Annotated in this window: 19 protein-coding genes; 13 read left to right on the forward strand and 6 right to left on the reverse strand. The window is 70.9% G+C overall.

Annotated elements, in window-relative coordinates; all coding sequences use genetic code 11:
* Positions 1-135: 135 nt before the first annotated feature.
* The 5 genes from WMF19_RS09820 (at position 136) to WMF19_RS09840 (ending at position 6,417) form a co-directional block, all read left to right on the forward strand.
* Complete coding sequence (locus WMF19_RS09820) at positions 136-1,098, forward strand: serine/threonine-protein kinase (protein ID WP_437898838.1); 963 nt, start codon at positions 136-138, stop codon at positions 1,096-1,098.
* 405 nt (positions 1,099-1,503) lie between these two features.
* Positions 1,504-2,754 carry a polynucleotide adenylyltransferase PcnB gene (pcnB, locus tag WMF19_RS09825; protein WP_437328481.1) on the forward strand — a complete coding sequence of 417 codons (1,251 nt, stop codon included), beginning with the start codon at positions 1,504-1,506 and terminating at the stop codon, positions 2,752-2,754.
* Positions 2,755-2,884: 130 nt separating this feature from the next.
* A complete protein-coding gene (locus WMF19_RS09830; RefSeq protein WP_437898839.1) occupies positions 2,885-4,531 on the forward strand; it encodes a transglutaminase-like domain-containing protein in 1,647 nt (548 codons plus the stop codon).
* Positions 4,528-4,974, forward strand: coding sequence for an NUDIX hydrolase (locus WMF19_RS09835; RefSeq protein ID WP_437898840.1), 447 nt, complete (start codon positions 4,528-4,530; stop codon positions 4,972-4,974). The genes WMF19_RS09830 and WMF19_RS09835 overlap by 4 nt, the downstream gene beginning before the upstream one ends.
* A gap of 645 nt (positions 4,975-5,619) precedes the next feature.
* Positions 5,620-6,417 (forward strand): TetR/AcrR family transcriptional regulator, encoded by a 798-nt coding sequence (locus WMF19_RS09840; protein WP_437328485.1) that lies wholly within the window; start codon positions 5,620-5,622, stop codon positions 6,415-6,417.
* An 11-nt stretch (positions 6,418-6,428) separates the two neighbouring features.
* On the opposite strand, the gene WMF19_RS09845 is transcribed toward WMF19_RS09840, so the two are convergent.
* Positions 6,429-8,432: a C1 family peptidase gene (locus tag WMF19_RS09845; RefSeq protein ID WP_437898841.1), complete on the reverse strand. Its 2,004-nt coding sequence runs from the start codon at positions 8,430-8,432 to the stop codon at positions 6,429-6,431.
* A 137-nt stretch (positions 8,433-8,569) separates the two neighbouring features.
* On the opposite strand from WMF19_RS09845, the gene WMF19_RS09850 reads away from it, so the two are divergent.
* The 4 genes from WMF19_RS09850 to WMF19_RS09865 all read left to right on the forward strand — a co-directional run bounded on the left by WMF19_RS09850 (position 8,570) and on the right by WMF19_RS09865 (position 13,431).
* Entirely contained in the window at positions 8,570-9,637 is a 1,068-nt protein-coding gene (locus WMF19_RS09850) for a geranylgeranyl pyrophosphate synthase (RefSeq protein ID WP_437898842.1), read from the forward strand.
* Positions 9,638-9,800: 163 nt separating this feature from the next.
* Positions 9,801-10,022 (forward strand): Franean1_4349 family RiPP, encoded by a 222-nt coding sequence (locus WMF19_RS09855; RefSeq protein ID WP_272101405.1) that lies wholly within the window; start codon positions 9,801-9,803, stop codon positions 10,020-10,022.
* The gene (locus WMF19_RS09860; protein WP_437898843.1) at positions 10,019-12,025 is read left to right on the forward strand and encodes a hypothetical protein; all 2,007 of its coding nucleotides are present in this window, start codon (positions 10,019-10,021) and stop codon (positions 12,023-12,025) included. The genes WMF19_RS09855 and WMF19_RS09860 overlap by 4 nt, the downstream gene beginning before the upstream one ends.
* Entirely contained in the window at positions 12,022-13,431 is a 1,410-nt protein-coding gene (locus WMF19_RS09865) for an adenylate/guanylate cyclase domain-containing protein (protein WP_437898844.1), read from the forward strand. Before WMF19_RS09860 ends, WMF19_RS09865 begins: the two co-directional genes overlap by 4 nt.
* A 40-nt stretch (positions 13,432-13,471) precedes the next feature.
* Here WMF19_RS09865 and WMF19_RS09870 read toward each other — a convergent pair whose 3' ends face one another.
* Positions 13,472-15,178 (reverse strand): B12-binding domain-containing radical SAM protein, encoded by a 1,707-nt coding sequence (locus WMF19_RS09870; protein ID WP_437328490.1) that lies wholly within the window; start codon positions 15,176-15,178, stop codon positions 13,472-13,474.
* A 506-nt stretch (positions 15,179-15,684) separates the two neighbouring features.
* Between WMF19_RS09870 and WMF19_RS09875 the strand changes: the two genes are divergently transcribed.
* The 3 genes from WMF19_RS09875 (at position 15,685) to WMF19_RS09885 (ending at position 17,302) form a co-directional block, all read left to right on the forward strand.
* Positions 15,685-16,080, forward strand: a complete 396-nt coding sequence (locus tag WMF19_RS09875) for a response regulator (protein ID WP_437328491.1) — start codon at positions 15,685-15,687, stop codon at positions 16,078-16,080.
* A gap of 509 nt (positions 16,081-16,589) precedes the next feature.
* Positions 16,590-16,946, forward strand: a complete 357-nt coding sequence (locus WMF19_RS09880; protein WP_044964390.1) for a response regulator — start codon at positions 16,590-16,592, stop codon at positions 16,944-16,946.
* The gene (locus WMF19_RS09885) at positions 16,943-17,302 is read left to right on the forward strand and encodes a gamma-glutamylcyclotransferase family protein (protein WP_437898845.1); all 360 of its coding nucleotides are present in this window, start codon (positions 16,943-16,945) and stop codon (positions 17,300-17,302) included. The genes WMF19_RS09880 and WMF19_RS09885 overlap by 4 nt, the downstream gene beginning before the upstream one ends.
* A 5-nt stretch (positions 17,303-17,307) precedes the next feature.
* Here the strand turns inward: WMF19_RS09885 and WMF19_RS09890 are convergent, their stop codons facing one another.
* From WMF19_RS09890 to WMF19_RS09905, 4 genes are all read right to left on the reverse strand, one after another.
* Complete coding sequence (locus tag WMF19_RS09890) at positions 17,308-20,403, reverse strand: CheR family methyltransferase (RefSeq protein WP_437898846.1); 3,096 nt, start codon at positions 20,401-20,403, stop codon at positions 17,308-17,310.
* A gap of 155 nt (positions 20,404-20,558) precedes the next feature.
* Complete coding sequence (locus WMF19_RS09895; RefSeq protein ID WP_437898847.1) at positions 20,559-21,236, reverse strand: hypothetical protein; 678 nt, start codon at positions 21,234-21,236, stop codon at positions 20,559-20,561.
* A 54-nt stretch (positions 21,237-21,290) separates the two neighbouring features.
* Positions 21,291-21,674, reverse strand: a complete 384-nt coding sequence (locus WMF19_RS09900) for a hypothetical protein (RefSeq protein WP_437898848.1) — start codon at positions 21,672-21,674, stop codon at positions 21,291-21,293.
* A 470-nt stretch (positions 21,675-22,144) separates the two neighbouring features.
* Positions 22,145-22,876, reverse strand: coding sequence for a TetR/AcrR family transcriptional regulator (locus tag WMF19_RS09905; protein WP_272101415.1), 732 nt, complete (start codon positions 22,874-22,876; stop codon positions 22,145-22,147).
* Between the two features lie 149 nt (positions 22,877-23,025).
* On the opposite strand from WMF19_RS09905, the gene WMF19_RS09910 reads away from it, so the two are divergent.
* Positions 23,026-23,688: a UdgX family uracil-DNA binding protein gene (locus WMF19_RS09910; RefSeq protein WP_437898849.1), complete on the forward strand. Its 663-nt coding sequence runs from the start codon at positions 23,026-23,028 to the stop codon at positions 23,686-23,688.
* Positions 23,689-23,737: the final 49 nt, after the last annotated feature.

The following is a 23,737-nucleotide window of genomic DNA, read 5'->3' on the forward strand; positions in this document are numbered from 1 at the left end:
TGCGGCCGCCCGATGGTACGGGCGCGAACCTCTCCTGGCTGCGCGCGGGCTGGCCAGCGCTGTCTTCTGCGCCGCCGTCGCGTCCGTGTGCCCTCCGTGCCCTTCGGCAGGCGCGACTGCGCTACGATCGATCCCATGCCTCCCGCTCGCGTCGCCGCTGAAGCGCTCGTGGGCAAGCTCCTCTGCGACAAGTACCGCGTCGTGCAGCTGCTCGGCAGCGGCGGGGTCGGGCACGTCTACCTCGCGGAGCGCGTCGGCAGGCCGCGTGAGGCCGCGACGTCGCGCGTCGCGCTCAAGGTCCTCCGGGCAGAGCTCCGCGACGATCCGCTGCTCGTCGCGCGGTTCGAGCGAGAGGCCGGCGCGGCGTCGCGCGTCCGTCATCCCAACGTCCTCTGTGTCGACGCGCTCGAGCGCGCCGGCGACGCGCCGTGCTTCGCGATGGAGCTGCTCGTCGGGCTCGATCTCGCCGACACGCTGACGTTCACCCGAGCGCTCGTCCCGTCTCGCGCGGTCCGGATCGCCGCCGACCTCGCCTCGGGCGTCGATGCCGTGCACCGCGCCGGGGTGATTCACCGCGACGTGAAGCCGGAGAACGTGTTCCTCGTGCACGCGGCCGACGGGCGCGAGATCGTCAAGCTGCTCGACTTCGGCTTCTCGTGCATCCAGAGCCAGGGCGCCGAAGGCGCGCCGCTCCCCCGGGTCGTGGGGACGCCGGAGTACATGGCGCCCGAGCAGGCGCAGGGCGCGCCGGCGGCGCCTGCCGCCGACGTCTACTCCCTGGGCATCGTGCTCTACGAGATGCTCGCGGGCCGCGTCCCCTTTCAGGGCCCGTACCCGGCCATCGCAGAGAAGCACGGGCGCGAGCCGCCGCCGCCGCTGCACCGGGTCCACCCCGGGCTGCTCATCTCGCGCGAGCTCGACGCCGTCGTGCGGAAGGCGCTCGTGAAGGACCCCCGCGGCCGGTTCGCCTCGATGGCGGAGCTACGGCAGGCGCTGCTCGCGACGCCCGAGGCCCGCGTCGGGGCGTCCTCCGCGGTTCCGCCCGATGCCGGCGCGCCGCCGCCCCCCGGCGTCGGGCACTGGGGCACCAAACCGTGAAGCCCGCTCGCTCCGGAGGCTTCCGTCGCCCTCCCTGCGCCTCGGCTTTGCTCTCACGGCGAAGCCCTGCTAGACGGCCGTTACCATCTCTTGTTCCGGGCGACAGCCGGATCCGCTCGTCAGGCCGACGCTGGCCGCGGCGAGCGACCCGGCTCGGTTCGGAGGTCCGCGGGCGCGGGCCTCATCTGCGCGGGTCGGTTCTCCAGCGAGTACTGGGATCCCAGAATCGCGCGCCAGTCGTCCTCCACTCCCTCCAGGCTCTGCCTGGCGCTTTCTCGGTTGCTGACTATGGGTCGCGCGACCCCATCACCTGATAACGGTACAGCGGCGTTCCAAGACGCCGAACTCCCGATGTACGAGAGCCGCAGCGCCTCCGGGCCACGCGCTGGGCCCGAGGGCGACCTCATGCCGACGGACACAGGCGCCCTCGACGAAGATCCGTTCCGCGTCGAGTTCGTCGACGAGGACATCCCCACCCCGCGCCGCTACCAGGTCGTCTTCGACGAGGCGCGGATCGATCCGGATGTCCAGAAAGTCGTGCGACGTCTCGTACGCCACGGCTTTCAGGCCTACCTGGTAGGCGGCTGTGTGCGGGATCTGCTGCTCGATCGGCGCCCGAAGGACTTCGACGTCGCCACCAGCGCGCGGCCGGAGGAGGTCCGCGAGCTGTTCCGCAACTCGCGCATCATCGGCCGGCGGTTTCGCCTTGTGCACGTCCTCTTCCAGGGCGGGAAGGTCATCGAGGTGGCGACCTTCCGCCGCAACCCGAAAGAAGACTCCGACGACGGGAGCGAGCTGCTCATCCGCAGCGACAACGCGTTCGGCGTCGCGCACGAGGACGCGCTCCGCCGCGACTTCCGGATCAACGCGCTCTTCTACGACGTCGAGGCGCGGCAGATCCTCGACTGGGTCGGCGGCATGGAGGACGTGCGCCGCCAGGTGGTCCACACGATCGGCGATCCGGAGACGCGCTTCCGCGAGGATCCGATCCGCATCCTGCGCGCGCTCAAGTTCGCTGGTCGGCTGGGCTTCGGGATCACCCCCGACGTCTACGATGCGGTCGTCTACTGCCGGGACGCGCTCGCGCTCGCGGCGCGCCCGCGCCTCTCGGAGGAGATCCTGCGCCTGCTGCGCGGCGGCCAGGCGCGCCGCACCATCTACCTCGCGTGGGAGACCGGGGTGCTCGACGTCCTCCTGCCGGAGGTCTCGGCGCTGCTCTACGACGATCGCGGCGATGACGGCCCCGGGCAGCGCCTCTGGCGCGTGCTCGACTACGTCGACCGGCGCACCGCGGCGGATCGGCCGCTCGACGACACGGTCCTCTGGACGCTCTTGCTCCTCGAGCCGATGAAGGAGGCCTGCGACGGCGTCCGCGACCGCGCGGCGGCGGTCGCCGATTTCCTCGAGCCTCTCATCGATCGGCTGGCCATCTCCCGCCGTTACGCCGACGGCATGCGGCGCATCGTCGCCGTCCTGCCGAGGCTCGCGGGCGGTCGCGCTGGCCGCTTCGCGCGGACGGACATCTTCCAGCCTGCCCTCGACGTGCTGGCCGCCGAGCTCACCGCGCGCGGAGAGTCGACGGAAGCGATCGACAGGCTGCGCTCCGCCCCGCACCCGCGGCGCCAGCACGCCGACGCCGCGCAGTTCCGGCGCTGACCGGTGATAAACGTCGCCGACGTCGCCGACGTCGGCGGCGCGAGAGGCGGCCGTCGGGCAAGTAGCTGACGGCGACCGACCCGCCGCCGTGGAACATCACCGGGGTTTCTGGTTTCATAAGAGGCCCCTGATGTCCTCTCCGGTCGCACGCCTGCGCTCTGCTGCTCCGCCGCCTGTCCCCGTGTCCAGGCGCCGGTTCGGCGGTTCGGCGCGCGGCCTGCTCGTGTTCGCGCTCGCCTGCGCCGTATCGCGGCTCGCCGATGCGCAGGCGTCGCTCCTGCACGAGTTCATCGCGCCGGATCCCGCGGAGGACGTCTCGCTCGCCACGACGACGCTCGACGGCGGGCTCCCCGCGGCGATCCAGACGCCGAGCGGCCTGGCAACGGCGCCCGATCCGCAGCGCCCGCCGTCGAACCAGCAGCAGGTCTACAGCAACGTCGGCTCCGACGCCGGCCCCGACGCGTCCTACGAGCCGGATCGGGATACCCGCCGGCCGAACGTCGAGCGCTACGACGATCCGTTCTCTCCAGCGACCGCGCCGTTCAAGCGGCTGCAAGCGTATGACGCCGTGAGGGCGGACTACTCGCTCGTCGTCCGAGATCGGAGCCTGAAGACCGTCAAGGCGGACGGCGCCGTCTCGGCGGGCGACGAGGCGTTCTACGGGGACATCGCTGTCGATCTCGTGCCCAACGAGCCCGTCCGGATCCCGACGGTGGGACCGGACACGCGCCTCGTGCGGATGCACGTGAACCCCGATACCCCGGTCGTGGTCCTGCGTGACGGCGCCGACAACTGGTTCGTGCGCAGCGCGAAGAGCGCGCGCGTCCGGCTCATCGTGCAGCTCGCCATCGCCCGCGCGACCTTCGGCAGCGAGTTCGCCGACGTCAGCTGGAGCAAGCTCGAGCCCTTCCGCGCGCCCCCGGAGGCCTCCCACGAGGCGGCGTTCAGGCAGGTCGCGCAGGCGATCGGCATCTCGTCTGCGATGCGGCCGCGCGACGTCGTACAGAAGATGGTCGAGTACTTCCGGTCGTTCGCCCCGTCGGACGATCCGCCCAGGGGGAACGGCGACATCTACCTGGATCTCGCGCTCTCGCGAAAAGGCGTCTGCCGCCACCGCGCCTTCGCGTTCCTCGTCACCGCCCTGCACATCGGGATCCCCGCGCGGATGGTCGTCAACGAAGCGCACGCCTGGGTCGAGGTCTTCGATGGCTCGCTCTGGCACCGCATCGACCTCGGGGGGGCAGCCCTCAACATGGACCAGGAGGTCGATCCGAGCCGCCCGCCCCATGTGCCGCCGCCGGATCCCTACAGCTGGCCGGAGCAGCGCGACTCGGGCCAGGATCTCGCCGACCGCACGCGCGCCGAGCAGGCGCAGCAGGGGCCCGCTGGCCCGGGGGCCGGGAGCAGCGGCGCCGCCGTACCGCCGCCTCCTGCGCCCACGCCCACGAGCGACGCGGCCGGGCGCGCGGCAGAGAGCACCGACGTCGTCGTGACCGCGCTGGACAAGGACATCCGCCGCGGCTTTCCCCTCCACCTCCAGGGACAGGTCAGCAGCGCCGGGGCGCCGTGCGGGCACGTCCGCGTCGACGTGGTCCTGACGGGGACCGCGGCGCCGCAGGGCGTGACGGTCGGCTCGCTGTCGACCGACGACCGCGGCCGATACGACGGGGCCGTCGTCATCCCTGGCGATTTCGCGCTCGGCGAGTACGACCTCGCGGTCGCGACGCCGGGCGACGTCCGCTGCAAGGCCGGCCGCACGGAAGCTGCCGCCCCGTGAGCGACGCGCCGGCATGCGCCCTCTCGCCCCCGCGCGTCGCGGTGGGCGCCGTCGTCATCGATCGCCGGTCCGATGCGCCTGACGCGCCGCGCGTGCTCGTCGTCAAGCGCGCTCGTCCTCCCCTCGCGGGCTCCTGGTCGCTCCCGGGTGGGCGCGTGGAGCCCGGAGAGCGGCTCGCGGACGCCGTTGCCCGCGAGATCCGCGAAGAGACGGGCCTCGACGTCCGCGTCGGCCCCCTCGTGGAGGTCGTGGAGATCGTGGCGACTCCCTATCATTATGTGATCCTCGATTATCTGTGCGAGTCGATCGGAGGCGCCCTCTCTCCAGGAGACGACGCCTCCGAGGCGGCCCTCGTCCCCGTCCCCGAGCTTCCCGCCTACGGCCTCACCGACGTCGCGCTCCGCGTGATCCACAAGGCCCTGGCGATGGCGGCCGCCGGCTGAACAGCGCGATCCAGGGAGCGCCCGACTTGGCGCGGCCGTGGCGGAGGTGGGATGTCGCAGAAAGAGCGACTCTCCACGTCGAACTTCCAGTGTTGGACAGCGGCGACGTTATTTTGCTGCCCTGTCGCTCACGACAATCGCCGGTGGCAGCGCTACGTTAGATGTGGGTGTCGCGGTGAGCGCTGGTTCGGCGATCATGAGGGGATTGGTGGTCGCCACGGTGGCGACCGTGGTCTGTTCTCCTCTCTGCTTCGCGCTGCCCTGCAATGATGGCGCTGGCCTGTTCGCGCTGCCTGCGCCGCGCGTCTCGCGCGTCTCGCGCGCCGCCGCGCCTCCCGCCGTACCCGATGGCTCAGGATGGCTCCCGGCGCGGGTCGCGCGCGCCTTCTCAAGGACCGTCGCGCGGGTGGCGCGTTCGGGCATCGCCCCGATGTTCCTTGGCCTGCACGGGTTCGGTGTGACCGTGTCCGGCGAAATGTGATGAATGCAGCTACCGCGGCTGCAACATGCGTTTTGCTGCTCTGCTGAGTGTGCGCGCCGATCGCGACGAGCGCTGGTCGCGCCCGTCGGCTCGAATTCGCGCTGTGTGGCGACCGTTGAGTCTGGATTGCGGCGCTTCTGGAGACATCGTAGACCGGGGAGTCTATGAGCTCGACGCGGAGGGCGAGGAAGGAGGAGCAGAAGGAGGAGCGGCGGCGGTTCATCATCGACGCAGCCTGGCGGCTGTTCCAGGAGACCGCCTATTCCGAGGTCACCATGGCTCAGGTCGCCGAGCGCACCAGCCTCGCAAAGGGCACGCTCTACCTCTACTTCACCACGAAAGAAGAGCTCTTTCTCGCGGTCGTCGATCAAGAGCTCGCGAAGTGGTTCCACGATGTGGATATCCATCTGACGCATTTCTGCGCCTCCCGCGGCGACGCGAGCCCGGCGCGCCCTCGGCCCTCGCGGGCCCGCCGCGGCGCGCCCGGGGCGCCTGCCGAGGACGCCTCGGCGAGCGTCGCCTCGATCCTGTCGACGACCCTCGCCGCGCGCGACGCGATGACACGCTTGCTCGGCATCCTCCACAGCGTGCTCGAGCAGAACGTCAGCTATGAGGCCGCGCTCCGCTTCAAGCTCTCTCTCCTGGGTCACGTCGAGCGCACCGGGGTGCTTCTCGAGCGGTGCCTGCCGTCCCTCGCTCCCGGCCATGGCGGCCCGACCCTCATCCGGATGTACGCCCTGCTCATCGGGATGCGCCAGGTCTGCGATCCCAGCGACGTGATCCGCGATATCCGCAGCCGCCCCGATATGGGCCTCTTCCGGATCAACTTCGGCGAGGAGATCCGGGCATCGTTCGCGCTCCTCCTGAGCGGCGCGAGCGCGCCGCCGCTCGCGTCCGGGCGGCTCGGCGCCCCGGCCCTCCCCGGGTTGAGCTCAGCGGAGCGGCGCCGTCCGGAGGGGTGAGGGGCGCGCGTTCACCACGGATCCCGCGCCGACATGGGCGGCAGGTGATCGGCGAACGGCTGGTTGAGGATGCGGGCGATGACGGACTTCCACGTGGTCGCGTCGTTCTCGAAGTCCTCGTGCCGCCGCGCCTCGGAGCCGTGGGGAGGAGGCCTCGTGTTGGGTCCCTTGATCCACTCCGCCCTCGGAAACACGACGGGCCGATCGTCCTTGGTCTCCGTGAGCAGCGAGAGGACGTCGGCGTTCTCCGGATCGAGGAGCCCCGCCTCCATGCCGAGCAGCGAGACGCCGCTCGTGCCGGGCACCCGCGGGCGCCGCTCGAGGGCGTTCGACACCAGGTAGAGGAGCGACCTGCCGTACACCTCGCAGTGGTCCTGGAGCTCCGCTTCGTCCGTGAGCGTGAACAAGGCGAACCGGCGCACCATGCCGCTCTTGATAGGCGGCATGTACGTGTCGCGGAACGCGTCCAGGGCGCTCGCCGGCGCGAGCAAGGAGAGCGACTCGATGGGGAGCCCGAGCCCGAGCTGACCTCGCATCGGGCCGCCCTCGATCTTCTTGCCCTTCTCCGAGGTGACAAGCTGGACCAGCGGCGCGAGCAGGAACGTGCCGCTCGAATGGGCGACCAGGTGGAGCTCGATCTTCGGATCGCTGTCCATCAGCGACGCGAGGCGGCCGATCATCTCGCGCAGGCCGCCGTGGTCGGCGTCCATCGTCGCGTCGCCCGCTGCCAGCTTCATGCGGTCCCACTCGGCCTTGCCGCCCATGCGGCGGACGAGCGGCTCGAGGGCGTCGTCGCGCCGATCGATCATGAACCCGAACGCCCTGGGATCGTAGCCGTCGTGGCGGCGCCCCTCCGTGGCGCGATGGAGGATCTCGAGGAGGCGCGGGTAGTGGTCGGTCTCCCAGAGGAGCTCGATGGGGTAGATCTCGTGCCCGAGCAGCTTCGGCCGGAGGCGCGACATCCGGTTGATCGCGTCGATCTGCCGGCGCAGCCCGCCGCCCGCGATCAGGACGAGCCGGCGGCGCTTCCAGGTCGCGGTCGCGCTCAGGAAATCCTCTTCCATGATGATGCGGACGTCCTCCGACGACGTGCCGTAGGCTCCGCGCTGCTGGAGCTGGCCGTGCATGTCGACGCTGATGAGGTGCGGCCGCAGGCTGGCGAACGTCCGGCTGGTGGACGTGAGCGGGCGGAGCGAGCGCGCCTGGTTCAGGCGGATCGGGACGCCGAGCCGCCCGACCCACGCGTCGAAGCCGTATTGGAGCCAGTCGTCGTAACAGAGTCGACCGAAGCCGCCCTTGCCCCAGCCGACACCCCACGAGTTCTGGATCCAGAACCCCTCCGCGTCATACCCGATGATCGCGAACGCGTGACCTCCCCAGGGGGCGATGAAGGGATTCGTCCTGTCGACCGTCGGGATGATGCCGTTCCTCTGGGTCCCATAATACCAGCCGTTGAACGGGATGAGCGCGGAGGCCGCGATGATCCCGACCTCCGCGAGGGCGTTGTGCATCGCCGGGAGATCCCTGTGGTTCACCCGTTGATACAGGCCGAGCGGCCGGAGCATCGCGTCCACCGCGCGCTCCGGCGTGAGCGTGCCGTGGAGATCGTTCGCGTCCCACGGCCAGTGCTCATAGGAGCAAATACCGTGTTTGTGCCAGCCCTTCATGGCGCCCCTCAGGCTGGATCCCCTCGCGTCGTCCTCGCCGGGGTACTCGTCGTAGCGGCGCGCCATCGTGTACACCATGTTCTGGCTCACGAGGCAGCGGTCCGGCGAGATCTTGCGCCTGCGCAGCAGGTAGTGCGCCACGGTGGCGACCGTGAACCCGGTGCAGCCGTTGTTCTTGCCCTGGTCGAGCACGGGCACGCCGTGCTCGACGAAGCGCTCCGGGGGCATGATCGGAGGCACTTCCACCATCGTGGGGCGATAGAGGGTGTCGCGGAAATCGAGGACGTCAGCGCGCGCGTCGGTCGTGATGTCCCCGTGACGCCCAGCGAAACGCTCGGAATCGATCATGGTCTCTGATCTCGTGAAGTCGCTGAGTGTCGCACGGGCGGCGCGCGGGGCAAAGTCGGCGGCGCCCGCGCCCTCGGACGAGGCTGCTCGTGCTAGCGTCGCCCGAGTCGGCGCCGCCAGCGCCGTCCGGAGGTGGGATGAGCGAGGACAGCCGCGCAGGGGGAGGCGAGGGCGCGCGAGGCGCCGTCGAGGCGGCGCTCGAGGCCGAGGTGCTGCGGCGGCTCGCGTCGTTCCGAGTCCGACTGGGGAGCGAGCTCGGTGCGCTCTTCGATGAGCTCGCCGCGCGCCTCAGGCTGTTCGAGGGTGAGCCGGGCGACGGCTACTTCTCGCACCCGACGGCGCTCCCGGTGCTCGAGCTGCCGCTCTGGGTCGCGACGCGTCTTGGCGGGCCGGCGCTCGCGCGGGACGCTGGATCGCCGGCGCTTCCGCCGCTCGCCGCCGACCTCGCCGAGGCGGCAGCGGTCGGGTACCTGCACGTCCGGATCGAGGACGACCTGCTGGACGAAGGGGTCGGTGAGCCTGCAGCGACGGTGCTCCTGTCCGGGGCGTTGTTCGCTCGCCATCAGGCGTTGCTCGCCCGCGTGCTGCCCGGCGGAAGCGCGTTCTGGGGCCTCTTCGAAGAGGTCTGGCTCGGGTACGGCGAGGCGATGCTCCTCGAGCGGCGGCTCCACCGCGGCGCAGGTCCGCAGGACGGCGCCACGTTCCGGCGGGTGCTCGCCCGCTCGCGCCCGCTCGTGCTCCCGGCGGCGGCGGCCCTGTTCGCGCTCTCGCAGGCCGAGCACCTGGCCGCCCTCGAGGAGTTCGTTTCCGCCCTCGTGGCAGCGCATCAGCTGTTCGCGGACCTGCTGCACGCCGAGAAAGATCGTGATTTTTGTAACACAACGTATGTGCTCTCCAGGATCTGGGCGCTTGCTGCGGCGGATGCGGCGCCGCCGAGCGGGGCCGTCGTCTCTGGCAGCGGGCCTCGTCGCGATCAGGCGATGCGCAGCGCGACGGCGCTGCGCGCGCGGCTGTTTGCGCGCGGCGGCTTCGACGCCATCCTGGAAGAGGCGCGTTGTGAGCTCGCTCGCGCCGAGGTCGCCGCCGGGGCCCTCGGGCTACCGGAGGCTGCGCGTTTCTGCAGGGAGCGCGAGCAGTACATGGTCGCGATCCAGCGGCGGGTATTCCTCGCGTTCTTCAGCGCGCTCGCTGGCGAGCCGCGATGAACCGGTATGCCGCGCGCGGACGCAACACCCCGCGAGGACGCGCAGACGCGCGGACGCGCGGACGCGCGGACGCAACACCCCGCGAGGACGCGCAGACGCGCCTGCTTGTACTTGCTAGCCGTTTGGAGGTCTCCTAGCCTCCCGGGCGAGAAAGCGAGGAGTCGTGACGTCGAAGAAATCAGAGGCAGAGCTCATCGGTCGTGCCGTCGTGGATTCGAGCTTCCGTCAGCAGCTCCTTGCCGATCCCGAGCGCACCATCCAGGCGGAGGGATACGACGTCGGGGCGGAGACGCTCCAGCGCATCCGGGATGCCGCGACCTCCACGCCCGAAGCGGTCGATGCGGCCATCGCGGCCGCGGCGCGTGAGGGCGGAGTCGGTATGTGACGTTGTCCCCTGCTGGAGGGGTGACCGCCGCCTGGCCATGGCTCGACCCGGGGGACCGGGCTGCGTGCGAGCGCGCCTGGTCGGCGCTTCTACCGGGGGGGGCGCATCAGCGCGGTGAAGCGGCGTGGGGAGCGCTCGCGATCGAGCGCGGCGTGGGCGCACCGCCCGGGTACAGCATCCCGTGGGCCAGCTGGGCGCTGCGGCTTTGCGGGCGGGTGTCTGCGCCCGACGCAGCCGCCGACGCCGCCGTGGCGGTCGCCGCGGTGGCCGCCGGGGGCATCGAAGGCGCTCCGGACGCGCTCGTGCGGGGTGCGATCGCCGCGCGTCTCCTCGCGCAGCACGCGGACGACACGCGCGCGCACGGGTGGCTCCTGGGGCTGGCCGAGCTGGCGGAGGCTTCATGGCGCGAGAACCCGGTGATCGAGATCGACGGCTCCGGCGCCCTGGCGGCGCCCACCGCCGCCGGCGTGCGCGAGGCCGTGGCCCTCTGGACGGCGCCCGCGCTCGTCGCAGGCGACGATCTCGCGCCCGCCCGTCGCTTCGGAGAGGCCGTGGCCGAGCCGATCTGGCTGCTGGACGGGCTCGTGCGCCTCTGGATCGATCCGATCGCTCCTGACCTCGCAGCGCCGACGCTCACGCCGCTCTTCGCGCTCTGGCTGCGCGGCGCGGGGCTCGCTCCTCCGCTGCTCCGCGCGCTCTCGGGCGAGCGCGCGTCCCGCGTGCGCCGCGGCGAGATCCACAGCCTGCTCGCGACCCGCCCGTACCGCGCCGCGCTCGCCGCGCGCATGCAGGAGGCGCTCGCTTCGGCCCGTGAGGTCGTGGCCACCTCTCCTCGAACGAGCCCGAGCGCGCGCGGCCTCGCCGAGGCGCAGCGCGAATTCCTCGACGCGCTCGGCGAGCGCCTCCGCTTCTTCGAGGGGCTGATGTCTTTCCGCGATCTCCTCGGCCCCGGCGCGGCGCTCGGGCCGCCGCGCGCGCAGGGGGAGCCGGCGCCGCCCGGCGAGGCGCGCGCGGATCTGCAGGCGGCGGTCGCGTTCCTCCTGGACGCTGCGCCGTGGCGCGAGTCCTGGGAGGTGCAGCGCTTCGGCGTTCTCGGGTCGAGCGAGCAGCCGGTCGGGCATTGGTTCGTCCGGGCGACGATCCTGAGAGCGCTGCTCGAGATCGGGGAGGTCGGGCGCGACGTCCGCGCCGACGCCGCGGCGTTGCTCGATGAGATCCCGGCGGGAGAGCTCCGCTACTTCGGCGGGTTCCGCGGCGTCCCGCCGGACGCCGACCTCCTCGGCGTCGTGCTCGAGCTGGTCGCTGAGACGGGCGCCGCGAAGGAGCGGGCAGAGTCGTGGATCGAGGTCATGCTGGCCAACGTGGGTGAGGACGGCGTCGTTCCAACCTGGTTCTACCGCGGGCCCGCGGGGCCGACCACGCCGGGCGTGGCGTGGGCCGGCGACGACTGCGCGACAGTCCGGCTGAACCTCCTCGTGGGCCTGCTCTCGTTCGACGCGGAGCGGTTCGCGCGGCTCATCGACGCGAACGCGCGGCGCGCGCTCGACGCCGCCTCGGAGGGCGGCATCGAGGGCGCTTGCTTCTATGATGCCTCGTACACGGATCTCGCGTTCCTCCGCTTCGCGCGGCTTTACCGGGAGAGGGCGGGGGACGCGCGGTGGGCCGACGACGTCGCGGCGGTCGAGGTCGCGACGCTGTCGCGGATGCTCCGATCGCAGCGGCTCGACGGCGGCTTCGGGGCGCCGCTCTCCACGGCCGCGTGCCTCGAGGGCGCGGCGATGAGGGAGCGGCCCGATCCGCTGCTCCTCACGCGAGGGCTGCGCTACCTCGGCGAGCGCCAGCTCGTGGACGGCTCCTGGCCTGCGGAGCCGCTCTACCGGGTGCCCATGAAGCGCGGTCGCGAGGGGCTCCACCAGGGCAGAGCGCTGACGACCGCGCTCTGCGCGCGTGGGTTCGCCGCGGCGCGGTCTCGGCTGCGGCGCGGAGAGGAGCGGCGCACATGAGCATCGAGAAGTCGCCCGAGATCGTGCGGATCATGGAGGCGCAGGAGATGCGCGGGGAGCAGATCGTGAACCACATCCGGTTCGCGTTCGCGCTGCTCAGCGCCGCCACCTTCATGCACGTGTGGCGGATCAACACCCCGGCCGCCAACCAGATCTTCGCGATCCTGAACGGCGGGTACCTCGCCTACTCGCTCGTGCTCTACACGTTCTTCCGGCTGCGCCCCGGCGTCTACGTGGGCTGGCTCAAGTACGTGAGCATCTTCGTCGATCTCGCGCTCCTGACGCTCACGGCCCTGGGGACGGCGAGGAACCACTCGGGGATCATCGAGTACTTCACGAGCTACCTCGCGACCGTCTACGTGCTCTGGAACCTGATGTCGGGCTTCCGCTACAGCCTCGCGGCGTGCCTGTACTCGGCGGGGCTGTCGGCCGTCTTCAACTCGATCGTGCTCGCCGTCACGGTCGGCTCCGGCGCGGTCCCGATCAGCTCGGTGTCCGTCTACGGGAAGAACGCCATCAACATCGCGGACCAGTGCCAGCAGATCCTCTTCATCGCGCTCCCCGGCGTCGTCGCCGGCATCATCGCGCGGATGTCGCGCAACCTGGTCGTGCGGGCCGAGGTGGAGTCGATGGCCCGCCTCCGGCTCGAGCGCGAGAAGCAGGAGCTCGGCCGGTATCTATCGAAGGATCTCGTCGACTTCGTCCTGTCCGATCCGAGGCGGCTCAAGCTGGGAGGAACGCGGCGCCACGTCTCGGTGATGTTCACCGACATCCGCAACTTCACCCCGCTCACCGAGTCGGTCGAGCCGGAGGCCGTGGTCTCGTTCCTGAACGAGTACTTCACGGAGATGGTCGACATCGTGTTCCGCTACGGGGGCACCCTCGACAAGTACATCGGCGACGGCCTGATGGCGGTGTTCGGCGCGCCGCTCTCGGTCGAGGACGCGCCGAAGCGCGCCGTGATCGCGGCGATCGAGATGGTGCAGGCGCTCGAGCGCATGAACCAGCGGAAGCTCCTCGGCGGCGGCGAGATCCAGATGGGCGTCGGGATCGCGACCGGCACCGTCATCTCCGGCAACATCGGCTCGCTCCAGCGCATGGAGTACACCTGCATCGGAGATACGGTAAACACGGCCGCGCGCCTCGAGCAGTTCAACAAGGAGCTCGGCTCCAAGATCATCATCTGCCAGACGACGTACGCGACCCTCGACGACTGCGTCCCGGCGCAGCCGACCGGCGCGCTGAGCATCCGAGGCAAGAGCCGTCAGGTCCACCCGTACATCGTGGACCACATGGATCTCTCTCCGGCGCGCCTGGGCGAGCTCCGGCGAGAGCTCCTCTCGAGGGCCCGTCCCATGGACTCGATGCCGCCGCGGGCGCCGGCCGCCCTGCGCGGCAAGGAGTAACCGGAGGCGCGCGGCACGCTCCGCGATCGGGTCGAGGGGGTCACGAGGGCGTGGCGCGGAAGCGCCGGACGCGCGCCGAGCCGGGGCCGCCGTCCTGCGTCGACAGGCCGAGCGCCGTGCGCGCCGGCGCGTGGAGGCGCTGGAGGACGCGATCGAGCAGGCGGAGCGCGCCGTCGCTCATCTTCACGCCGCGCGGCGAGCGGTAGCCGAACGCGACGCCGTCCACGACCTTGTAGGCGTTCTCCGTGGGCGAGGCGGGGCGCATCTCGACGACCAGCGCGCCGTCGCGCGTCTTCATGATGACGACGATCTCGCCCGGGCGCGCCGAGGCCTCCACGAACGTCCACCCGCCGGAGGTCGCCTCCTTGATCCCGAGCTCGAGCACGCGCTGCAAGTCCTGGCCTGCAGGCGCGAGCGTCGTCGCGCCTTCGACCCGGATCTCGGCGCCCGGCGGGACCACGCCGCTGCCGAGCGGCATCGCGGGCCGCCGCATCTCGCGAGGCCCGGGGAACGACCACATGTCCGGCGTGATCTCGCCGCCTTCGCGGTAGGCCATCTCGATGAGGCGGCTGCGCTCGCGAGAGAGCGCGTCCTCGGACCAGCCGAGGCAGGAGCGCATCATCAGCGTGAACGGGTCGAAGCGGAGCTCGAACGAGGCGGGCGCGCGGACCATGAGGTCGTCCGGGAGGACGAGGCTGTGGAAGATGCGGACCTTGCACGGGAGCTCGCGCGCGCGCTCGAGCGTGCGCCGGAACGTGATCGGACCGTCGCCCGGGAGGCCGAGGAGGATGTCCACCTCGATGTCCGTGAACGTCGAGAGCTCCTCGATCACCTTCGCGAACTTCGACTCCCTGAAGGGGCGCTGCGTGCCGTCGCCCGTCTCCTTGTTGAGCGGCGGCAGCCGCGCGTCGAGCGAGACGCGCGCGACGCCGCGGAGGAACTCGAGGTGCTCGTCGTGCACGTGCTCCGGATCGATCGATGCCGTCAGCGTCGCCTGCTTGAAGAAGCCGACCTGCTTCTCCGCGGCCACCAGGTTCCGGAACGCCTCCGCGCTCAGGTTGAGCGGGGCGTCGACGATCTGCGCGCCCGGCGCGCCGGCGGCGCGGAGCGCGCTCAGCTCTTCGACGAGGTAGGCCTCGGAGAAGACGCCGCCAGCGTCGCCCGTGGAGACGCCGCACGTCGCGCAGCTCATGGCGCCCCCGCGGCAGATCTCGAGCGGGACGATGCGATCGCTCGGGAGCAGCTTCATCCGGATCGGCGAGGGGAGCTCGTCGGGCGCCACGTAGGGCGGTTCGCCTGTCGAGACCCAGCCGCCCGCGGTGGAGACGTGCAGCCCCGGCACAGCGCGCAGCGCCTCGGGAGAGCGCTCGCTCAGCCGGACGATGTTCCGGAACGTGAGCTCGTTGCCGTGCACGAGGGCGTCGATGCAAGCGGTGGCGTCGCGCCAGGGCGCGAGCGCGAACATCGCGGGGCGCGCGAGGGGCCCGCAGAGCGCGATCGTGCGCCCCGGCCGGTTGCGCTGCAGGTGGCGCGCGACCTCGATGAACGTGGGGAACGACCAGACGTGCGCGGCGAGGCCGACCACGTCCGCGTCCACGGTCTCGACCTCCGCGACCCACGCGTCGAGATCCCTCGTCTGCGCGTCGATCACGTGGATCGGCACGCCGGCGAGGTCCGGATCGGCGAGCAAGGAGGCCTCGACACGACGGACTCCATGGCTGGACGGCGCTCCCCCCCCGTCCGGCATGGTTGGCTCCATCGCGAGTAGCGCGACGCGGCGTTCGCCAGGCATCCATGAGAGTCTACCAGGGTGTCTCCCCTGTCGGGGAGTCCGTTCGCGCTCTCTGTCTGCTTGCGCTCTTCGCCCCCTCGTGCCCCCCCGGCGCCCCCCGGTCGGTTCCTTGCGCCCGGAGTTGCTCCTTCTGCCCGGAGTTGCATCCGGCGCGCAGTCGGGCTTTCATACTGCCCTGGGCGGGAGAGGGGGAACGGAACGTACCGGATCGGCGGACAGCGGCGGACTGTCGGGCTGCGCACTTCGCGGCGTGGTCGTGGGGGTGGCGCACCGCGGCGAGCGCTCCGGTGTGTCCGGGCGATTCGTCACACCGGGCGCATCACCGAGGTTGCTTGCGCTGCGCTGGCCAGTGGAGGCTCGGGCAGCGTCGAGCGCCCATCCAGTCCTCCCCCAGGATGGGGAAGAGAGGGCGCGCTGCCCTGGCGAGCGACCCCCGCTACTGAAGAAAGCCGAGGGGAGCCATGTGTGGCAAGCACGTGATCCTGGTTGCGGAGGACGACGTTGACACTGCGACGATGCTGGAAGAGCTCCTGACCCTGGAAGGGTACGAGGTCGAGCTGACCGCGACCGCGCGCGCGGTGCTCGATGCGCTCGCGGAGCGGCGCTTCCACGCGGTCCTCCTCGATCTGACGATGCCGGGCATGACGACGGACCGATTCGTCTCCGAGATCGAGGGGCTCGGAACGCCCTCGCCCCTCATGATCTTCTCGGCCCGCCTCCCCCACGAGATGCAGGCGATCGCCGAGCGGCTGCATGCGGCCGCGCTCATCCCGAAGCCGGTGGACATCGACGTCCTGCTGGGCACCCTCTCGAAGGTGGTGCTCGGCTCGCTCGGCTCAACAGACATCGACCGTTGACGCTGCCCGTTCGGACCACGCCGCGAGCGCCTCGGGCCGTCGTTCCGGCGGACGCCAGGCTGCTGCGCCCCTCGGCGTCGGTGGTAGGATCGCAGCTCATGACGTGCTGGATGGCGACCAAGCCGTGCTGCGCTCACCCTGGCTGGCCGCAGATCGGGCACAGAGCGGCTTCGCCGGAGCGCCACCGTGCTGTAACATCGGGCTCGACCGCCGACGATCGATCCCCGTGATGCGTACGCCCGAACCCGCCTGCCAGAGCTGCCCCGGCTCAACCCACGTCGACCTCGCGCCGCTGCATGGCGGCCCGAGCGACGCGGGAGCGGGCTCCGCTCCAAGGCGCGTTTGCGGCGCTGATTGCCGGAGAGAGACGTAGAGAGACCTTCATGCGCCCCCTTCCTCGCAGAACGAGCCCGATCAAGCGGAACCCGAGCAGGGATTCAGGGCTTTCCCTGTTTCGCCGTGACGTCAGGCTTTCGCATAGTGGTTGATGCACCGTGCCTGCCACTCCCTTGAAGAGGATCCTCGTTGTCGATGACGATCCGGATATTCGAGAGACCCTCGCCGAGCTCCTGCAGGAGGAGGGCTACGCCGTCGCGTCGGCGGCGCACGGCGGCGAGGCGCTCAGCGCGCTTAGAACGGATCCGAGACCCGGGCTCATCCTGCTCGATCTCATGATGCCGATCATGGATGGCTGGCAGTTCAGGGCGGAGCAGAAGAAGGATCCGGAGCTCGCCGCGATCCCGGTGGTGATCATCTCGGCGACGGGCCGCGACGAGTTCGTGTCCTCGCTCGGCGCAGCGCAGTTCCTCAAGAAGCCGATCAACCTCGAGCAGCTGCTCGCCGCGGTCGAACAGCACTGCCGGTGACGGCGCGCCTGTTCGTGTACGGCACGCTGATGCGCGGCGAGCGCGCGCACGCGCTGCTCGGGCGCGCGCGTCGCCTCGTGGACGCGCGCACCGCCCCGTCGTTCGAGCTCGCCGATCTCGGCGCCTACCCGGCGCTCGTGCGCGGGGGCTCGGTCGCGGTCCTCGGGGAGCTGTACGAGCCGGACCCGGAGGCGCTGCCCTCGCTCGACCTCTACGAGGGCTGCCCCGACGTCTTCAGGCGTGAGCCGATCGAGCTCCACGGGGGCGCGCTCTGCGAGGCCTACCTGATGCCCGCCGGGCAGGCGATGGGGTGGCCTCGGATCGCCTCCGGAGACTGGCGGACACGGCGGCGATGAGCGCGTCAGCCGGGGCCGGGGCGGCGCGCTGGCCGCACCCCGGATGGAGCGGCCGGGTCGATCTCGGGCGCCGTCCTGTCCTCGACGACGAGCAGCAGGGCCGGGAGCTCGCCCTCGTCGGCCTGGAGCCGGAAGGCTGAGAACGAGAGCGTCCTGCGGCCGGCGTGCGCGAGCACGGCCTCGAGGCGGAAGTCGACGAGCGCGGCGCGGCGGTGGAGCACGTCCCGGAGCTGCTGCTCCAGCTGCGGGGTGTTCCATCCGGCATCGATGGCCGAGAGCGATCGTCCCTCGATGTCGCCGAGAGGCACCATGAACTGCTCGCAGTAGCGCCGGGTGACCGCCCGGATCCGGAGCTCCCCGTCGAGCAGGAGGAACGGGTGGCGCAGCACCTCGAAGACGGCGGAGAGGCCGCCGCGCGCGCCCGCGAGCTCGCGCGCGGCGCTCCTCGGCGCCTCGCTCTCCAGCCAGCAGATCACCGCGCCGTCGACCTCGTCGTCGGTGGTCCGGGAGGGGCGCGCCCGCATGAGATAGCAGCGCCCGTCGCGGTCCTCGACGTGCCGTTCGACGGTGCTCCTCTTGCCGAGCACCTCGGCGACGACGGGCGCGATGTCGGCCACGCTCCTCGACTTCACCTCGAGGATGGATCTGCCCACGTCGCTCGCGGCGAGGCCGAGCAGCTCGTCGGCGGCGCCGGCGACGCGGCGGATCCGCAGGTCCGCGTCGACCATCAGCATCGGGATGTTCATGTCGCCGAGGTGCTTGCGCAGCTCGTCGTTGGCGAGGCCGAGCGCGACGTTGCTGCTGCGGAGCTCCTCGTTGATGGTCGTGAGCTCCTGGTTCGCCGACTGGAGCTCGTCGTGGGCGCCCTCGAGCGCGTCGTTCACCCTCTGCAGCTCGTCGTTGCTCGCGAGGAGCTCGTCGTTCGTGCACAGGAGCTCTTCGTTCGTCGCCTCGAGCTCGTCGATGAGCGACTGGAGGTACTCCCTCGTGGTCACGAGCTCCCTGCGGAGCTGGACGATCTCCAGATCCTTCTGGGTGTCGCTCGGGGCCGGGTCGCTGCCCGGCCGGTCCAGCCTCGCGGCGCCCGACTCGGAGAAGGTGACGAGGAAGCAGCGCCCTTGCGGGAGCCGCACCTTGAGCGGCCAGACCTCGACGTCGACGTACCGGATCTTCTCGTCCTGCCTGACCTTGATCTGCTCCCTGCGGGCCATCGCCCCCGAGTTCATCGACGCGTCGATGGCGGCCCGGATGCCGAGGACGAGCCCCTCTCGGGCCATCTTGAAGAGGTGCAGGCTAGCGTCGCCCGGTGACGGCTCGAGGTAGGGCCCCGTCTTGCCCCGGAACTGGACGATCTGCATCTCCTCGTCCACGACCACGCCGGCGGGGGCATAGCGCGCCATGACGATGGCGTCGGCCTCCCTGCGCACCGCATCCATGCCGAGCCCCTCGGGCTCCCGCGGCCTCTCCGTCGCCAGGGCGACCACCGGCACGCCGGGCAGAGCGGGCGCGGCGAGGGCGAGCGAGTGGGCCGCCTCCGACGCGGCGCGCTTGCAGAAGATCCTGTGGGTCCTGTCCACGACCCCGAACAGATCGGGCGTCGTGGTGAGGCTCTCGGACGAGCCGAGGAGCAGGAACCCCGTGGGCTTGAGGGCCTGGTGGAACGTCTGCAGCAGCCGGCGCTGCAGGCTCGGCTCCAGGTAGATCATCAGGTTGCGGCAGCTGGTGAGATCGAGCTTCAACAGGGGCGGGTCGGCCGCGGCGTTGTGGCGCGAGAAGATGCACAGATCGCGGACCGATTTGTTGACCTGAAAGCCGCCTTGTACCCTGACGAAGAAGCGGCGCAGCCGGCTGGGCGAGACATCCATCGAGATGCTCTCGATGTAGATCCCGGACCGCGCCTGCTGGATGGCGGCCTCGCTCAGGTCGGTGCCGAAGATCTGGATGGCATGATCGGTCGCGTCGGCTTCGAGGAATTCGAGCAACGAGATCGCGAGAGAGTAGACCTCCTCGCCCGTCGAGCAGCCCGGCACCCAGATGCGAACAGGGGAGTCCTGCGGCCTGCTGTGCATGAGCACCGGGAACACGTGGGTCTTCAGCGCGGCGAAGGCGCCCGGATCGCGGAAGAACGTGGTGACCTTGATGAGGAGGTCTTGGTAGAGATCCTCGATCTCGCCGGGGTGCGCTTTCAAGTGCTCCAGGTAATCCTGGAGGGTGGCGAGCCTGTGGAGCGTCATTCGCCGCTGGATGCGCCTCCTCAGCGTGCTCTTCTTGTACTGGCTGAAGTCGACGCCCACCGCGGCGTGAAGCAGCCTCAGGAGCTTGCTGAGATCGGGGTCCATTCCGAGGGGCGCACCCTGCCTGAGCCATGGAGCGAGCACGTGCCCGGGGCGACCCATCCGCACGAGCTCCGCCGCGATCTCCTCGACGCTGAGGACGAAGTCGACGCCTCCGGCCGCGATGGCGCTCCGCGGGAGCGCCGGCCGCTCGGCGCCGCGCGGGTTCTCCGCGAAGGTGACCCCGCCCTCGGCCTTCACGTCCTTCAGCCCCAGCGCGCCGTCGCTCCCGGCGCCGGACAGCACGACGGCCACGGCGCCCGACCCCAGCTCGCCCGCGAGCGAGCGCAGGAAGAGATCGCCAGGGCCCGGGCCGCCCTCGCCCCGCGGCGCGAGGTCGACGCGGAGCCCCGCCAGCGTCGCCTGCGCCTCCGGGGGCAGGACCTGGACACGACCAGGCGCGAGCTTCATCCCCGATCGGAGCTCGGCCACGGGGAGAGGGCTGCTCTGCGCCACGAGCTCGAGGAGGGGGAGCTCCCCTGGATCTGCGCTGTAGATCAGGACGAGAGAGAGGCTGGTATCTCTGCTGGGCAACCGCCGGAGGAGCTCCGCGATCGCGCCGCGTCCGCCGGCCGAAGCGACGACACAGACCACGGGAAAGCGCAGCTCGCCCTCGGGGCGCGGCTCGACCGCTGCGGCGCTCTCGCCGGCGCCTTGGAGCGGGACCGGCGCCCGCCCCGGCGCGGATGCCCTGCCGGCCTGGGGCGCGGCGTCGCTCTGCCCCGATGCCCCGAGTTGCGTCCGGCGTGACTTCTTCTGTTCGGGCATTGTCGGCTTGAACGGTTGGGCGCTCTCTCACGCGTCTCGCTATGGCGAGAGCCTGACAGGGACTAAGCCAGGGTTCCGGTGGGCGATCGGTCAACGATGGCTGTCGTCGTCCATGTCGCGCATGGGACACGGCGCCTCACGGTCATCTCACCATATCAGCGCGCCCCTTCCAGGCGCTTCAGGAGTTGCTCGAGCCGCTCGATGATGTGTGCGGATCGATCGGATACCATTCGGGCAGAATCGTTGAGCCTCCTCAGGGTCATCTCATCCATCCTCCCGCCGGGCTGGAGCCTGGTCAGGGCTTCCAGCGCGGCGTCGTGGCGCGCTCGGGCGACCTGGGCTGCCGCGATCGCGCGGCGCAGGCGTGCGCGCGGCGGCTCCGGGTTCTCGACCCCGGACCATCTCCTCTCCGGTGGAACGTGCCGGGCTTCGCCGTCGGATCGCGCCAGGTGATCGAGGGGCGCCGCGAGCGGCGGCGCCGGCGCCTCGGGCGCCGCGAGCAGCGGGGGAGCCTGCGCCCCTCCCAGCGATCGAGCCGCCTCGTTCCCCGCGTCGTGCGTGCGCTCCGTACGCTTGCCATCGGTCGGAAGGCGCATGTCGACGCTGATCTGCCGAGCCTCCCCGGCCTCTCCGGCGTCCTCCCACCCCCGTTCGTCGACGATCTGCCTCGTCGCGTCGTTGACGAGAAAGACCTGATCGGCGTCGTGGAACCGCTCTGCCCGGAAGGACCGCAGCTGGAACCGCGCCGTCTCGAGCGAGCGGATGTGCCTCATGAGCGCGAGCCGCCTGCCCCGGAAGCGAACGTAAATGCTGTAGCTGGTCTGGGGCGCCATCTCTATCGCCTCGTGGGCCCGGTCGCGTTCTCGGCGTGCGTCCTGCTCGCGGTCTCACGCCCCCGGTACCGCCGTCAGGAGCACCAGCCTCCCGGCGGTCTGCTCGGCCGTTCTGCAGGCGGTGCGCACGAGCTGCCACTCTTCCTTCACGAGCTCCGCCATGAGCGATCTGTCCTGACACAGGGCTTTGCTCAGCGACTCCTCGGCGTCTTCGCCGAAGGAGAGCACGCGTATCGCGATGGCGAGCGCAAAGTCCTTGGTCAGCCGGACGCGCAGGTCGACGTCCGGCGTGGAGACGTGGAGCGCGTGCTCGGCGAGGGCGACCTCGATCCTCTCTGCAATCGACCTTGCGGTGTCCGCACGCCACTGGATCGATCGGCAGGTCTGCCGGAGCAGCTCGTGGATTAACCGTCTATCACGACCCGTCTGTATGCCCATTCCGCCCCCCTCGACAGTTCCGTTCCTCTGCGGAGAGCCGTCCAGAGAGTGCCCGTGACCGGCCAGAGCGCGCGACGGTCAGCCTGGCGCGATTGAACGGGCAGGACCGCTCTCCAAGGCTGCGCTCTTCCCGAGTTGCCTGAACGGTTCCCCTCTGGCCCCCCGATCCACCCCCTCACTGTCCTGCCGAAAATCCCGTTGACTGCCAGCTGTAGCTCAGCTGCTGCCTGACCGACCGCTAGGGCGATGTGGAATCGTTCGTCAGGGATTCCCTGTAAGCTGTCCTGGTACCGCCGGGTTTCCGGCCATTTCATTCAGGCAAAGCCCTACGGCTGGCGGCGGACTGGATCCTGTTTCCAAGGCTCCTTCCATATCGGCGGTTCCGACGGCTCCAACGTTTCCGATGGAGGCGGAGTGCGCCGACGACCGCGGGAGCGCGGTGCGCGGTGCCCCCTCGTCAGCCAGGTCACCTAGGTCGTCTTCGCCTTGGAGCGCCGGCGCTCGCTGCTCGACGCCGAGGCAGGCGCCGGATCGGCGGTCTGCCGCGCGCTGCGCGGGGGGGCTTCCATGACCGACTGGTCAGCGACGGCGCGCACCTCCGGGGCGAGCAGGCCGTGCGTGAAGAGCTGGAGCACCTGCGCAGCCCAGGCCGCGATGTCTGGCCTGCACGGCGCGTCGATGAGCTTGCGCACCAGGCGATCGAAGGCGCCGGACATGAGCGCGGCGATGACGCTGGGATCCAGATCGCGCCGGTAGAGGCCGATGTCGATCGCGTACCGGAGGCGGCCCTCCACCTGCCGGGCGACGCGCTGGGCGAACTCGTCGATCAGGTAGGCGTACGGGGTCCCACCGCCGCCCGCCAGCATCATCCTGAGGAGCGCCCGGTTCTGCCAGCAGAACTCGAGCACCTCCATGTCGTGGGCGAGGAGCCGCTTGAAGTACTCGTTCACCGACGCTCGCTCGGCCTCGAAGACGACGGGCGGCGGCTCCACGCAGTCGGCGAGGCGCGCGATGAAGGTCTCGACGATCTGCTTGAAGCAGTCGTCCTTGCTCTGGAAGTGCAGGTAGAACGCGCCCTTCGAGACGCCCGCGCGCTCGGTGATGTCCTCGACCCTCGCGGCGGCCAGGCCGCGTTCGGTGAAGGCAGCCTCGGCGGCGCGGAGCAGCTCGATCCTGGCGCGGCGATCGGCGAGGCGGGGCATTCTGACTGGTCGGTCAACGTCGGAGGACCGTGGCACTATGGGAAGGCTGCCGGATGCCGTCAAGACGCTCGTCGGCCGCGCTCCTCGCGACGCGGCGCGTTCGACCGCGCCGCATTGCCCATGGCACGAGCGATGCTGCGGAGGCGGTCATGGCGACCGTGGCGAGACGAAATGCAGCAGGGCGCGGCGTCGGCGAGGCGACGGCGGCGGCGCTCGTCCCCAGCCCTCCCTCGTTGCCGAGCCTGCGCGAGGCCGCCGCGCGGTGCCAGGCGTGTCCGCTCTGGGAGCGGGGGACGCAGACGGTGTTCGGCGAAGGCGCGGCGCGATCGGACGTGCTCCTCGTCGGCGAACAGCCGGGGGACAAGGAGGACCTGGCCGGTAAACCGTTCGTGGGCCCAGCGGGGCAGCTGCTCGATCGCGCGCTCGAGGCGGCGGGGATCGAGCGGCGCCGGGCGTACGTGACCAACGTGGTGAAGCACTTCAAGTGGGAGCCGCGCGGCAAGCGCCGCATCCACATGAAGCCGGACGTGCGCGAGATCCGCGCGTGCCTGCCGTGGCTCGCCGCGGAGATCGCGGTGGTGCAGCCGGCGATCGTGGTATGCCTCGGCGCGACGGCGGCGCAGGCGCTGCTCGGCGGCTCGTTCCGGGTCACGCGCGAGCGCGGCAGGATCGTCGCCTCGCCGCTCGCGCCGCGCGTGCTGGCGACCGTGCACCCCGCGTCGATCCTCCGCATGCCGGACGAAGCGACGAGGCGAGCCGAGCTCTCCCGCTTCATCGAAGATCTCACCGTGGCGGCGCGCGCGCTCGGCTGAGCCGTCGCGCTCCGCCTCCTCGCGAGGCGCGCTCTCGATGGAGTAGGAT

This window comes from Sorangium sp. So ce124 (assembly GCF_051525235.1).
GTDB classification, from domain to species: Bacteria; Myxococcota_A; Polyangia; order Polyangiales; family Polyangiaceae; genus Sorangium; species Sorangium atrum.

Bases quoted from the DNA above. Each gene is read 5' to 3' on its own strand.
- WMF19_RS09820 (WP_437898838.1), top strand. From the start codon at position 136: ATGCCTCCCGCTCGCGTCGCCGCTGAAGCGCTCGTGGGCAAGCTCCTC.
- pcnB (WP_437328481.1), top strand. From the start codon at position 1,504: ATGCCGACGGACACAGGCGCCCTCGACGAAGATCCGTTCCGCGTCGAG.
- WMF19_RS09830 (WP_437898839.1), top strand. From the start codon at position 2,885: ATGTCCTCTCCGGTCGCACGCCTGCGCTCTGCTGCTCCGCCGCCTGTC.
- WMF19_RS09840 (WP_437328485.1), top strand. From the start codon at position 5,620: ATGAGCTCGACGCGGAGGGCGAGGAAGGAGGAGCAGAAGGAGGAGCGG.
- WMF19_RS09845 (WP_437898841.1), bottom strand. From the start codon at position 8,432: ATGATCGATTCCGAGCGTTTCGCTGGGCGTCACGGGGACATCACGACC.
- WMF19_RS09850 (WP_437898842.1), top strand. From the start codon at position 8,570: ATGAGCGAGGACAGCCGCGCAGGGGGAGGCGAGGGCGCGCGAGGCGCC.
- WMF19_RS09865 (WP_437898844.1), top strand. From the start codon at position 12,022: ATGAGCATCGAGAAGTCGCCCGAGATCGTGCGGATCATGGAGGCGCAG.
- WMF19_RS09870 (WP_437328490.1), bottom strand. From the start codon at position 15,178: ATGCCGGACGGGGGGGGAGCGCCGTCCAGCCATGGAGTCCGTCGTGTC.
- WMF19_RS09875 (WP_437328491.1), top strand. From the start codon at position 15,685: ATGTGTGGCAAGCACGTGATCCTGGTTGCGGAGGACGACGTTGACACT.
- WMF19_RS09890 (WP_437898846.1), bottom strand. From the start codon at position 20,403: ATGCCCGAACAGAAGAAGTCACGCCGGACGCAACTCGGGGCATCGGGG.
- WMF19_RS09895 (WP_437898847.1), bottom strand. From the start codon at position 21,236: ATGGCGCCCCAGACCAGCTACAGCATTTACGTTCGCTTCCGGGGCAGG.
- WMF19_RS09900 (WP_437898848.1), bottom strand. From the start codon at position 21,674: ATGGGCATACAGACGGGTCGTGATAGACGGTTAATCCACGAGCTGCTC.
- WMF19_RS09905 (WP_272101415.1), bottom strand. From the start codon at position 22,876: ATGCCCCGCCTCGCCGATCGCCGCGCCAGGATCGAGCTGCTCCGCGCC.
- WMF19_RS09910 (WP_437898849.1), top strand. From the start codon at position 23,026: ATGGCGACCGTGGCGAGACGAAATGCAGCAGGGCGCGGCGTCGGCGAG.